The organism is Massilibacteroides sp., assembly GCF_028705895.1.
Taxonomy (GTDB): Bacteria; Bacteroidota; Bacteroidia; order Bacteroidales; family Tannerellaceae; genus Massilibacteroides.
This window is the reverse complement of the sequence record NZ_JAQWCQ010000006.1, coordinates 43,844-56,844: the sequence shown is the minus strand read 5'-3', so window position 1 is coordinate 56,844 and position 13,001 is coordinate 43,844. Positions and strand designations below refer to the sequence as shown.

The 13,001-nt window shown below is 39.5% G+C and carries 13 protein-coding genes; all 13 read right to left on the bottom strand.

Annotated elements, in window-relative coordinates:
• Positions 1–7: 7 nt before the first annotated feature.
• The 13 genes from PHT93_RS02635 to PHT93_RS02575 all read right to left on the bottom strand — a co-directional run bounded on the left by PHT93_RS02635 (position 8) and on the right by PHT93_RS02575 (position 12,649).
• Positions 8–484 (bottom strand): SPOR domain-containing protein, encoded by a 477-nt coding sequence (locus PHT93_RS02635; protein WP_300239119.1) that lies wholly within the window; start codon positions 482–484, stop codon positions 8–10.
• 91 nt (positions 485–575) lie between these two features.
• Entirely contained in the window at positions 576–1,331 is a 756-nt protein-coding gene (gene tpiA, locus PHT93_RS02630) for a triose-phosphate isomerase (protein WP_300239117.1), read from the bottom strand.
• Positions 1,332–1,352: 21 nt separating this feature from the next.
• Entirely contained in the window at positions 1,353–2,633 is a 1,281-nt protein-coding gene (locus PHT93_RS02625; protein WP_300239115.1) for a BT_3928 family protein, read from the bottom strand.
• A gap of 9 nt (positions 2,634–2,642) precedes the next feature.
• The gene (locus tag PHT93_RS02620; protein ID WP_300239112.1) at positions 2,643–3,185 is read right to left on the bottom strand and encodes a DUF1599 domain-containing protein; all 543 of its coding nucleotides are present in this window, start codon (positions 3,183–3,185) and stop codon (positions 2,643–2,645) included.
• Positions 3,186–3,325: 140 nt separating this feature from the next.
• Positions 3,326–4,564 (bottom strand): peptidoglycan DD-metalloendopeptidase family protein, encoded by a 1,239-nt coding sequence (locus PHT93_RS02615; RefSeq protein ID WP_300239110.1) that lies wholly within the window; start codon positions 4,562–4,564, stop codon positions 3,326–3,328.
• A gap of 208 nt (positions 4,565–4,772) precedes the next feature.
• On the bottom strand, positions 4,773–6,869 hold the full coding sequence (recG, locus tag PHT93_RS02610) for an ATP-dependent DNA helicase RecG (protein ID WP_300239107.1): 2,097 nt from the start codon (positions 6,867–6,869) through the stop codon (positions 4,773–4,775).
• A gap of 20 nt (positions 6,870–6,889) precedes the next feature.
• Positions 6,890–7,555, bottom strand: coding sequence for a 2-C-methyl-D-erythritol 4-phosphate cytidylyltransferase (locus tag PHT93_RS02605; protein WP_300239104.1), 666 nt, complete (start codon positions 7,553–7,555; stop codon positions 6,890–6,892).
• On the bottom strand, positions 7,552–7,752 hold the full coding sequence (gene xseB / locus PHT93_RS02600) for an exodeoxyribonuclease VII small subunit (RefSeq protein WP_300239102.1): 201 nt from the start codon (positions 7,750–7,752) through the stop codon (positions 7,552–7,554). Before xseB ends, PHT93_RS02605 begins: the two co-directional genes overlap by 4 nt.
• Positions 7,753–7,763: 11 nt before the next feature.
• Positions 7,764–9,176 (bottom strand): exodeoxyribonuclease VII large subunit, encoded by a 1,413-nt coding sequence (gene xseA, locus PHT93_RS02595; RefSeq protein WP_300239100.1) that lies wholly within the window; start codon positions 9,174–9,176, stop codon positions 7,764–7,766.
• Positions 9,157–10,530, bottom strand: a complete 1,374-nt coding sequence (locus PHT93_RS02590; RefSeq protein WP_300239195.1) for a S8 family serine peptidase — start codon at positions 10,528–10,530, stop codon at positions 9,157–9,159. Before PHT93_RS02590 ends, xseA begins: the two co-directional genes overlap by 20 nt.
• Positions 10,531–10,706: 176 nt before the next feature.
• On the bottom strand, positions 10,707–11,174 hold the full coding sequence (locus PHT93_RS02585; protein ID WP_300239098.1) for an Lrp/AsnC ligand binding domain-containing protein: 468 nt from the start codon (positions 11,172–11,174) through the stop codon (positions 10,707–10,709).
• A gap of 163 nt (positions 11,175–11,337) precedes the next feature.
• Positions 11,338–12,045, bottom strand: a complete 708-nt coding sequence (locus tag PHT93_RS02580; RefSeq protein WP_300239095.1) for an FKBP-type peptidyl-prolyl cis-trans isomerase — start codon at positions 12,043–12,045, stop codon at positions 11,338–11,340.
• 19 nt (positions 12,046–12,064) lie between these two features.
• On the bottom strand, positions 12,065–12,649 hold the full coding sequence (locus PHT93_RS02575; RefSeq protein ID WP_300239092.1) for an FKBP-type peptidyl-prolyl cis-trans isomerase: 585 nt from the start codon (positions 12,647–12,649) through the stop codon (positions 12,065–12,067).
• Between the last annotated feature and the right edge of the window lie 352 nt (positions 12,650–13,001).

Below are 13,001 nucleotides of genomic sequence, written 5' to 3'. Positions count from 1 at the left end.
AGGTAGATTAATATAACGGGATTTTAACCTCATCACGCACGATGTACATTTCTTTTGCATAAGAAGGGAATGCGTCCATCAATAAACGCATCGCATGATATGCCTCTTCACGAGACCGATAATCTCCGACACGTAATCTCCAGAACGGAGCCATATACTCAACATAGGTCGTCAGGTCAGGAAAAATCTCTTTAATTTCTTTTTCCTTCGTATAAGCTTCTTCTCTGGAGGTTCTGAGATTACCCGAAAAAACTTGTGTACGATAACCGGTAACATCAAGATATTGAATATCGCTGTCCATAAACTCTCGACGTGTACCTACTAAATTCCGAATCGCAGCAGATTGTTTTATCTCGACTTCTCCTTTTCCGGGAACCGATTCCTGCAAGGCATCAATAATAGAAAAAGCTTGTCCCATGTACTGCTCCTGCGCACAAACGGGAAAAGTTATCCACGCGATTAATAAAAGAAATATATATCTCATGCTTCGTTATAAAGAGAAAGGGAATATCCGATAATCGAGTGCAGACAGACTGCACTTTACTGTCGGAAATTCCCTTTTGTTTTACTAATTATCAAAATGCTTCAATTATCGGAAGGAACTTATCCACACCTAAAGAGGCACCACCAATCAAACCACCATCAACATCAGGTTTTGAGAATAGTTCTTTGGCGTTAGAAGCATTACAGCTTCCTCCATAAAGAATAGAGCAATTATCGGCTACTTCTTGTCCGTATTTTCCGGCAATTACTTTACGAATATAAGCGTGAATTTCCTGTGCCTGATCAGAAGAGGCTGTTTTGCCTGTTCCGATTGCCCAAACCGGTTCGTAAGCCAATACTAACTTTCCAAAATCGGCAACAGAAAGATCGAACAAAGATTTCTTGATTTGTTCTTCAACTACTTCAAAGTGCTTTCCGGCTTCTCTTTCTTCCAATACTTCACCAATACAGAAGATAGGAGTAAGTCCGTTTGCCAACGCTAAGTTCACTTTTGTCTTCAATATTTCTGCAGTTTCGTGATAGTATGCACGTCTTTCAGAGTGACCAAGAATCACGTATTTTGCACCGGTTGAAGCGACCATAGCAGCTGAAACTTCGCCTGTATAAGCTCCTTTTTCCTGATCTGCACAGTTTTCAGCAGCTACACCGATCTTAGCTGTATCAATAGCAGCAGCTACTGTAGCCAAATGCGTAAATGGAGTACCAATAACGACATCACAGTTTACTGTTTTTCCTTTCAATGCAGCATCCAAATCTTTTGCCAAAGCAAGACCTTCCGGAAGTGTCGTATTCATTTTCCAGTTCCCTGCAACAATATTCTTTCTCATAAGTACAATTTATTTAATATGTTATACATTAATATTTTTCTTTCTCCGTCTGTACCGAAAATAGTCGTATATCCAAACGAACAACAAAGGTACAGTAAATGCGACTAAACAAATAGCGATTTGCTTGTCTTCTTCACGAGGTTTAACGGTATCTTTACTTAAATAATCTGAAAGAACCTTTTCGATCTCTTCTTCTGTCGGGAAATCATTGTAATGCCATTTGGCAAAAACAATCCCGTTTTTCAGCAATACAAGTCCTGGATTCGAACGGATTATTGTTTTAAGAAGCGTTTCATCCCCCATCAGAAAGGGATATTCAGCTCCGGTTGTATCAATCCATTCTTGTACCTGATCTTTCGTTGAAGATGTTACGCAATAAAACTTAATGCCATGCTCGTTCGCATAATCATAAGTTGCGTTTATGTCATCCAACCGTTGGTCTTCACTTTTTTCCACTTTGGGAGCAATCAACAAGAGCACCCCTTTCGAATCAGAAAGAATATCTTCTGTCACGTTCTGATCGTCTTCATTAAAAAGAACAAAGTTCGTAATCGGAGGAACATAGCCTTGCTTTATCAATTCAGTTTTGGACTCAACAAAAGTCCAGTTCGGATCATCTGAAGGATAATCATCCAAAGCAAACTCTTTACGGACACCGTCTTTCTCGTAAACAAACGTGTAGCGGTATTCGTCTTCTTCTGCGCCTTCCGGAATAGCCATTAACGCCGGAATAGCCGCTCCTATTTTATACGGACGAAAGTCTTTGAGAGGTAAATGCGCATAATTCTGATAGGAAAAGAATATGCAGGCGGAATATGCGTACAACGCAACAAACCAATAGGATTTGTAGGTAAAGAAAGGTAGAATACGTTGATTATATATAAACAAAAAGACAGCCGCGACTAAGAGAACAATGTTCTTATAGAATGTTTCCCAATTGGTAAGTACTACGGCATCTCCAAAACAACCACAGTCGGACACCGGATTAAACAAAGCAAGATACAACGTCAATGGTGTCATAAAGACCATCAACAAAAGCGCAAGAAAACTTGAGTATCTGCGATAAGCACCGAGCAAAACACAGATCCCAACCATAAATTCTATCGCAATCAGGTTAAAGGAAATTATTCCGGAAAGGGCTTTTAAAGTCTCAACGCCAAACGCTGTCAGATAATCATTTATCTTAATCGTAAAGCCAACGGGATCAATCGCTTTTACAAATCCGGAAAAAGCAAATGTCAATCCGATCAACAATCTACTTGCTTCAGCCAGTATCTTTATTGTTGTCTTTTTATAATCCATCACTTATTATTATTCTCCGAATTTCAACTTTATAAGCCCGAACAAGGCATAATTTACCATATCCATATAATTGGCATCAATCCCTTCTGAAACCAATGTTTGGCCGGCGTTACTTTCAATCTGTTTAGTCCGATATATTTTCATCAGAATCAAATCGGTATATGAACTGACACGCATACTTCGCCAAGCTTCATCGTAATCATGATTCTTAGCATACATCAGCTCTTTTGTTTCCGTCATATGTTTATCATACAACTTTAAAGCATCTGGTGCTGAAATATCTGTTGTTTCGGCATAACCAAGCGACAATTGTATTAATCCGATAATTCCATAATTAACAATTGCGATAAACTCAGGAACAATACCTTCACCAACAAGGCTTACTCCTTTTGTTTCCAGACTTCTGATTCTATTTGCTTTAATGAATATCTGATCCGTTACAGACTGAGGACGCATAATACGCCAGGAAGGACCATAATCATGAAGTTTTTTTTCAAATAAATCTCTGCACAAAGAGATTATTTTCTCAAATTGTTCCTTAGTATCTACCATATTGTTAGCCATAAACTTGCTACAAACTTAGTCAAAAAGCTCCGATTAATTACGCTACAAACTGAAAAGATTAGCACATCAAAGAAAACGGGGCTGCTCTGAAGTCAGAACCGCCCCGTTCACTCTATTATTCTACTAATTTATGAACATCTTATTTTTCTACCTAACTTTAGAACTGTAGTACGGCTGATATTATTCAGTGTACACAGCTTTGTTATTGTTGTTCCATACTTTTCAGCTATTGCTCCAAGCGTATCACCAGATTTAATACGATAATAAATCGGCTCTGATGAATCTGTTACTCCCTGCGATGTTGCCTCTACTGTTGTTTTAACTTCCTTTACAGCTTGTTTCACAGCAGATTCTGAAGTCGTTTTATCCGAGGTCTCTTTTTTTGAGGATGCCTTTCCCGGCACAACAGCCATGCTTACACGAATAGACTGACCTATTCTCAACGTACTCTTTCTGGACAGACCATTTAAACGGCAAAGTTCATTAACACTGGTTCCATACTTACGGGCAACATGACCAAGCGTTTCACCTGATCGTATTTTATGATAAACCATCTGTGTATTAGACGATGTATAGATATTGCTTTTCCGTCCGTTGATTTTAATATTACGGAAAACATACAGATCCTGATGCGGAACGCCATTCTCAAAATCAATTATATCAGCCGGATTTACAGGTTGTCCTAAGAAACGCGTTTCAAAATGCAAATGAGAACCGGTCGAACGCCCGGTATTCCCTCCTAAACCGATAGGTTGTCCGGCACGAACAATTTCATTTTCATCCACCAGATAACCGGATAAATGTCCATATACTGTCTCTAAGCCGTTTGGATGCCGCACAACAAGATATTTACCATACCCGCGTCGTTCATAGCTACGAATTCTTACTTTTCCATCAAAAGCCGCACGAATCGTATCTCCCACATAGACTTTCAGATCTATTCCATAATGCATGCGACGACGACGTGGACCATATTTTGAAGTAACTTTTATTTCATTATCTATAGGAAGGATAAAATGGGAACAATCGATTTCTGCAGAATCAGGAAATTCAATTTTCACATTCCGATAAGGATTAACCCATTTGTTTTCCCAATGAGAACCATACAGCTCATCAGCCGGATACATCAAGTCCTCCATTGCCAACTCCTCTTCAAGCATAACTTCGTTTATACTTGACAACTCTTTCAGAAGGATATCTTTCTTAAAACCAACGCGATCTGCCATAAGCTCAGATACGCGTTCATCCATAAGCCGAGTCTGTTTTACTGTCTCTATTTTTGTTTTTTTCTCTTTGTCTCTTGCAATCGCAGTGGATACAAAAAACAAAGAACAACCGATCAACAGAAATGTTTTTATATTGTTCATCACAATAAAATTTGCCCTAAATTATAGTTTGATATGATCAAGAAAGGATAGTTCCTAAATCCGAATCTTGTCAAAGTTCGTACTTTTGACCAAAGAGACAAAAATAATAGAGAAAAAAATCCTTAATCTGAATTTAAGGCAAAGGGTAAAATCTATTGACAATCATTGAACTTCATAACCAGAAATGCCAACCATGTTATACAACATATTAACTGATTAATCCCCAGTTAGTCTTTTTCCGGAAGATTTTTCTTAAGCGTCCGTTCAATATCTGGTGGGTGTCGTCCTCCAAATCGGGATCTTTGTCCAATAATTCATTGGCTATATCGCGGGCATATTGCAGTATTTGTCCATCAGACGCCAGGTTAGCTATTTTAAGGTACCCACCCTCTCCGCTTTGTAGAGTTCCTTCTAAGTCTCCATGTCCCCGCAATCTCAGATCTGCTTCTGCTATTTCAAATCCGTCATTGCTGTTTACCATTATTTCCAATCGCTTCCGGGTATCGTTACTCAACTTATATGAAGAAACAAGCACACAGTAAGATTGTTCCGCTCCACGCCCTACGCGTCCGCGCAACTGATGTAACTGCGAGAGTCCGAAACGTTCGGCACTTTCAATCACCATGACTGAAGCATTCGGAACATTCACACCTACTTCAATGACGGTTGTTGCCAACAGGATATTCGCTTCGCCGGAAACAAACTTTTGCATTTCGGCTTCTTTGTCAGCGGCTTTCATCTTCCCATGCACCATGCAGACTTTATACTCGGGGAAGACTTCCTTAAAAACGTCAAAACCTTCTTCCAGATTCTTATAATCAAGTTTTTCACTTCCTTCAATAAGAGGATACACAACATAGACCTGCCGACCTAATTCAATTTCTTTCCTGAGAAAATCATAGAGTTGCATCTTTCGGTTGTCGTATCGATGAAGAGTTTTAATCGGTTTTCGTCCCGGTGGTAGCTCATCAATAACAGAGACATCCAAATCTCCATACAAAGTCATCGCTAATGTTCTTGGGATAGGAGTTGCCGTCATGACTAAGATATGAGGAATCACGTCACTCTTTGTCCACAAACGGGAACGTTGTTCTACTCCGAACCGATGTTGTTCATCAATAATAGATAGTCCTAAAGAAGAAAAGACAACCGTTTCTTCTATCAAGGCATGCGTACCGATTACAATCTGTATTTCTCCTGCTGCAATAGCCGGTAGAATTTTATTCCGTTCCTTTTTTTTAGTCGAGCCTGTCAACAGTGCCACTTCTACAGGCATACCTTTAAGAAACTCCATAATAGTAGCGTAATGCTGATTCGCTAAGATTTCAGTCGGTGCCATCAAGCAAGCCTGACATTTATTATCTACTGCCAATAACATAGCGAGCAAGGCCACCAAAGTTTTCCCGCTTCCTACATCCCCTTGCAGCAAACGATTCATCTGTCTGCCACTTCCCATATCTGCCCGTATCTCACGTACCACTCTTTTTTGAGCTCCAGTCAGTTCAAAGGGAAGATAGTTTTTGTAAAAAGTATTAAACATCTCACCGACATTCGGAAAAACAATTCCTTTCAATTTCCGTTTACGAAATGTTGCCGTGCGAAGTGTATTCAGTTGTATAAAAAACAGCTCGTCAAACTTCAAACGCAATTGAGCTGCGCTCAGTTTTTCTGTTGATTCCGGAAAATGTATGTTTTTTATTGCCTCTGCTAAAGACATCATACCAATACGCTTCAGTAAGTAAGACGGCAAAGTCTCCGCAACATCCCAGTTCAGAGATTTCAACAATGTATATTGTAGATTCTGTATCGCTTTTGAATTCAGAAAAGCCTTTTTCATCTTTTCGGTTGTATTATAAAAAGGAGTCAGGCCTCCTGCCACTTGATCTGCCTGATTCATCGGATCAATTTCAGGATGAGCGATATTATACGTATTGGCAAATTCTGTTGGTTTACCGAAGACGATATACTCCTTGTTTATGACATATTTGTCTTTCACAAAGGCAATCCCTTTAAACCAGACCAGGTCTATCACTCCTGTTCCATCGGTAAACCGTGCCACAAGTCTTCGTGTTCGCCCCTCACCTAAGGTATCAAAATAAAGTATCCGTCCTTTCAACTGGATATAAGGCATTGATCCGTTAATCTCCGCGATCTTATAGAAACGACTCCTGTCCACATAACGATAAGGAAAATAGTACAACAGATCTTCATACGAAGATATACCCGCTTCTTTGACCAGGATATCTGCCTTTTTAGGGCCGACTCCCGCCAGATAGGTTATCGAACGTTTATCAAGATCAAGCATATACTTCCCGTTTTTTCAGATCAGGTTTCTACTAACATTTTTGCATACAATAAATCTGCAGTTGTCGTAATTTTAATATTTTCGTTGTTTCCCGCCACTAAACTAATACGTCCTCCCGCAGCCTCAACAACAGAAGCATCATCCGTAAAAGCGTCTGAATAAGATTGCTCGTAGGCTGAAAGCAAAAGATCGGAAACAAAGACCTGAGGTGTTTGAACTGCACACAACTCATCTCTGTTCACCGGATAACTTTTATCCCCTTCACGTCTGCGTACAGAATCGACAATCGGAACCACAGGAATAGCTGCACCCGTTGTTTGCGCCTCTGTAAAACACGCATTTATAACCTCCGGATCAACAAACGGACGCACTCCGTCGTGTACAGCCACCATCCCTTGCTCACGTATTTCTTTCAGTCCGTTTCGCACAGAATAAAACCTCGTTTCTCCCCCCGATACTATTTTATGTGGGATAGAAAAATTCAACTCCCTGCACAACATTCCCCAATAATCCTGGTGCGAATCAGGCAAAACCAACAAAAGCTCAGCATCCGAATCCCACTGATGAAACACGTTCAGGGTGTGCATCAGCAAAGGCTTACCATTCAAAGGTATAAATTGTTTTGGAAGATCCTGTCCCATCCTGAGACCTTTGCCTCCGGCAACAATCACAATATATCGTTTCACGATTCTAATTCCTCTAATATTTTTTTCACCTCTTCGTCCACCTTGAAGAGTTTTTCTTTACAAAGTTTAATCAGACGAGCAGCTTCTTTCACCCTGTCGGAGAGAACATCCACATCCAATTCTCCTCCTTCGATATCGGCTACAATTTCACGTAGTTTAGCCACAGCCTCATTATACGTTTCATCCTTTTTCCCCATATGATTTGTTTTTATTTTTTATGCATTTTCGTCACTATACCGTCCACATCTCCATCGGAAAAACGAGTAATATAACATTCACCTTCTACAAACGAAGAAGCTGATTTCTGAATTGTCCCGTCTTTTAGAGTCAGGGTATATCCTCGTTTAAGGATATAATCCGGAGAACCCATCTGTACAAATTGCTCCGTCATTTGCAGGAGATTACGTTGTTCCGTTATCCGTCGTTTGGTTACTTCCTGTATATCACGGTACAATTCATTTATCACCCCCTTTTCTTCATTTGAACGTTTATTAGTCAGCCGTTGTATATCCCGATACCGATCATTCACAAAGGCTCGTTGCTCAGCTAATAAGGAAACTGTACCAACGGGAAGTTTTCTACCTAACACCTGAACCAACGAGTGAGCTTTCTCTAAACTACTCATTGTCAATATCGGTAATTTTGAGACAAGCAATTGAATAAAGGTTTTTTCCTCCATCAATCGCATATCCGCCAATGCCACCAATCGATCTTGCAACAATGCCAGATTTTCAGCCTCATCATCCATACAGCCGATCAGAAATTCGGCTACGGCAGTAGGTGTTTTCGTACGCGTATGCGCCACCATATCTAAAACCGTTTCATCCCGTTCGTGTCCTATACCGGTTATTATCGGCAAAGGAAACTGAGCACAATTGGCCGCAAGGAGATAAGAGTCAAAACTATTCAAATCAGAAGTAGCACCTCCCCCACGAATAATTACCACCACATCAAAATGATCTGCAAAAGAATAAATTCTATCTAAAGCAGAAATAACAGATTCTTCTGTTTTATCCCCCTGCATCAATGCCGGAAAAAGCTTCACATAAAACGGATACCCGGCTTCATTATTCATTAACTGGTTCATAAAGTCTTCATATCCGGCGGCAGTAGGAGACGTAATTACAGCGATACGCTGCGGCAATGACGGGAATAAGAGTTCTTTATTAAGCGTCAATATCCCTTCAGTTTTCAGGCGGTTAAGAATTTCCATCCGCTTACGCGCCATATCCCCTAAAGTATAGGTCGGATCTATATCATAAACCGTCAGACTAAAACCATACAACTCATGAAACTCTACCGAAACCTTCACCAGAACGGTTAGTCCGGAGACAAATGCCTGTCCGGTTTCTTTCTCAAAATAGGGCTTCAACAGAGCAAATGTCTTTGCCCAGATCGAAGCTCTCGACTTAGCAAGCAATTGTCCCGTTTGCGGATGTTTCTCTATAAATTCCAGATAGCAATGACCCGAAGAATGATTCACTCGCACATCGCTCGTCTCAGCGCGAAGCCAGTAGTAATCCGGGAAACCATCCTGAATGACTGATTTTATTCTCAGATTTAATTCCCGAAGAGTTAACGCCTTCCGTTCATCTGCCCGATTATCTGGAAAGGGAATCATGGTTTCGTTCTTTTTTATAGGCCTTATATACATCCGGGATACCATAACCCAATTCTGCATCCGGATGTTTATATTGGCTGGATGATTCTCTCAACAATTCTATTATTTCATAATTATTCAGCCAGGGCAAAGCTTGCCAAAGACAAATCCCAAGGCCTGCCAGTATAGGGGTAGCAAAGGATGTTCCATTTGCATATCGTATATTTCCATACGGATCGATCACACAACTTCCGGTACCTAAAGCAACCATATCCGGTTTAACCCTGTAGTCGGAAGTGAATCCCGTAGAACTGAACACACTCTTTTTCTTCTCTGATGTGATAGAGCCAATAGTCAGGATTCCAGAAGCATCCGATGGAAAGGTTATCTTTTCCCAACTACCATTTCCCTCATTTCCTGCACTACAGAACAATAGGATTCCTTTTTCAGAAGCGACATTTGCAATCTTACTAATCAAAGCAGTATTCCCATCTAAAGCGGTATGCGAATAGTCAAGACCTTCAGCATCATAAGAGAAATAACCCAGAGAAGAAGAAATAACATCGACACCGACACTATCTGCAAATTCAACTGCTGCTGCCCAATAATCCTCCTCAACAGGATACTCCGACCGGCTATCCTCACTTTTCAACAACCAGTACGATGCATCAGGTGCTGTTCCCACCATTAATCCGGCAGTATTAGCAGCTAAGCAAGACAAAACCTTTGTGCCATGGTCATCACCTTCAAAAACGCTTTCTCCGGGTGTAACAAAATTGCAAGTACCCAAAATATCCAATGATTTAAAAACTTCTAATTGATCCACATTTTCATATCCGGCATCAATGACGGCAACAACCATCCCTTTTCCTCGATACCCTTTGTTATGGAGTTTTATTCCATTCAGCATCTTTATCTGATTGCGGGCATACCCATAAGGTTCGTCTAATAATTCGTCTTTTGAAGCGATCAGTTGATCATTTTTTTCAGACAGGCCATTAACACCCCCACACACTTTCCCTTTCCAAACCCACTTAACCGAATCGACAATAGACAGTGCAGAAATATCTCCCACAATGAGACTATCCTTACTCTCGACCACCACTGTCGAGAGCCATCGGCTTTGTACAACGGGCGTAGCGCCAAGTGCGGTTAATGAGTCCAGATAAGTCTTCGCAATAGGTAAATCTCTCTCTGTAATAGCCACACCTCTTTTTATCCGACGGTCAACAGCCCTTTCTGAAAGGAAATCTTCCGGTTTCTCTATTGAAAAACCGCTCACTCCCTTATCTTTTAGATAAACTCTAAAACGATACATTTCTTCTGCTTGTACTTTCGAAAAACTCAAAATCAAAAGAAATGCCAATCCACTCATCAAATACCTACCCCGACTCATTCTACCTTTTATACTTATTAGATTTTACAACAAAGATAAACATCCTGTTTAAATGAAGCAATGAATGAATCTCTTTTGATTTTTATTAGCATAAAAAACCCGGTCTCACTCAAGACCGGGTCTTTTTTATATTCCTTTAATCATTACAATCAGGATTATTCCTGACTTACAACAATCGGTATTTCTCTTTTAATACTTTGTCTCAAGGAGATAAGAGTTTCTGTCGCCGTAACGCCATCAATCTCCTGAATTTTAGAATTCAATAATTCCATTAAATGCTCATTATCACGAGCATACAATTTAATCAACAAAGTATAAGGTCCGGTAGTAAAATGACATTCCACCACTTCAGGAATTTTCTCAAATTCAGGCACAACATCTTTATACATTGAACCTCGTTCCAGTTTTACACCTATATATGTACAGGTATTATAACCTAATATTTTAGGATTAATATGATAACCGGAACCAACAATCACATTCATGTCAACCATACGTTGCACACGTTGATGAATAGCAGCTCTGGAGACACCACAATCTTCCGCTACATCCTTAAACGGAATTCGTGCATTTTTAGATATAATATTTAATATCTGTCGGTCAAGCTTATCTACTTTTTCCATATAAAGAAATTTCTATTTTATAACTCTGGTTTAGACTATCAAAAATATACATTAAAATAAGAAAAACCAGCATTATGTAAGAAAAAAAAGTTAATTAACACAAAAAGCAGACAGAATGCTTAAAACAAGCTATTCCATCTGCTCTCTATTCTATGTTTTAAGATTACTTTTCCGGTTTAACGATTTCAAGAAGTTCTACTTCGAATTTCAATGTGCTGTTCGGTTTGATGTCTTGTCCTGCACCACGTTCACCATAAGCAAGTTCTGAAGGAATCCAAAATGTATATTTAGAACCAACAGGCATAATCTGAAGACCTTCCGTCCATCCGGGGATAACCTGACCCACGCCAAATTCAGCTGGCTCACCACGATCTAATGAGCTGTCAAATTTTGTACCATCTAACAATGTTCCTGTATAATGAACTTTCACACGGTCTTCTGCTGTAGGCTTAGCACCCGTACCTTCTACTTCTACTTTATATTGCAATCCGCTTTCTGTCGTGATTACACCTTCTTTCGTTTTGTTCTCAGCAAGGAAAGCCTCTCCTGCTTCTTTTGCTTTATTTGCATCCTTTGCTTGAGCTTCCATAAAGTAAGTTTGCAGATAAGCCTGCGCTTCAGCAGAATTCATTTTTGTTGAATCTCCTTTTATTGCCTGAATAAAACCGGCAATCAGCACATCGATATTTGCTTCCCCACCAGGTAAAGTTTTCAAATTTTCTTTATAATTCGCACCTGTATTAACACCGATTGCATAGCTCGCACTATCAATTGCTGTTTTTAGATTAGCACTTTTCTTTGAATCACAGGATGTTGACACAATCCCCATCGCTACAAGAACTGTAGCCACTAATACACTGAACTTTTTCATTTTCTTTGTCTATATTTTATTATATAATATCCAATAACTCCACATCAAAGATTAAAGTACTATTCGGCTCTATCGCATTTCCCGCACCGCGTTCACCATAAGCCAGATCAGAAGGGACAAACAGTCTCCATTTTGAACCTACATTCATTAATTGAAGAGCCTCAACCCAACCACTAATAACCTGAGTGACACCGAATACGGCAGGTTCACCACGCTGAACAGAGCTATCAAAAACAGTCCCATTAATTAACGTTCCGTGATAATGACATTTCACCTGATCCCCTGCGGTAGGTTTCCGGCCATCTCCTTTTTTTAATACCTGATATTGTAATCCGCTTGGTAAAACCACCACGCCTTCTTTTCCTTTATTGATTGCCAGAAATTCTTCTCCGGCTTTTTTATTCAATTCTAATCTTTCGCTTTGAAGTTTCACAAAATAGTCATTTACTACTTGTTTAGCTTCTTCATAGCTCATTTCCGGTTTTTCTTCTTCTAAAACGTGTTTCAGCCCTTTAATAAAGTCATCAAGATTTATTTTTTTTATACCTGAACTCTGGAAATTGTTTCCAATACTTAACCCAAGAGCATAACTTACTTTATCCATTTTTATATTTATCTAATTATAAGCCACAAAAGTAATGTTTTTAATCACATATCATGACAAAATGCAAGTCTTTTTTAAAAGCATAAATAAAGCAAGAGCTTACATATTAATGTATAGTGTCAAAACGAATAAGTCTGTCTTTCCATAACCGTCAAAAAGTTTTTCCATATCTGTGGTAAAACTTTTCCATATCTGTGGTAAAGCTTTACCACAGATATGGAAAAAGAAACTTAACAGAGACACGTTTTATGCTGTCATTAGAGTTAAAGCTTCATTTTCTGTCTTTTTGCTATTTTTCATGTTTTAGAACATCTTGACATTTCTTATTCGGTTAACAACTTCAACAATTTGT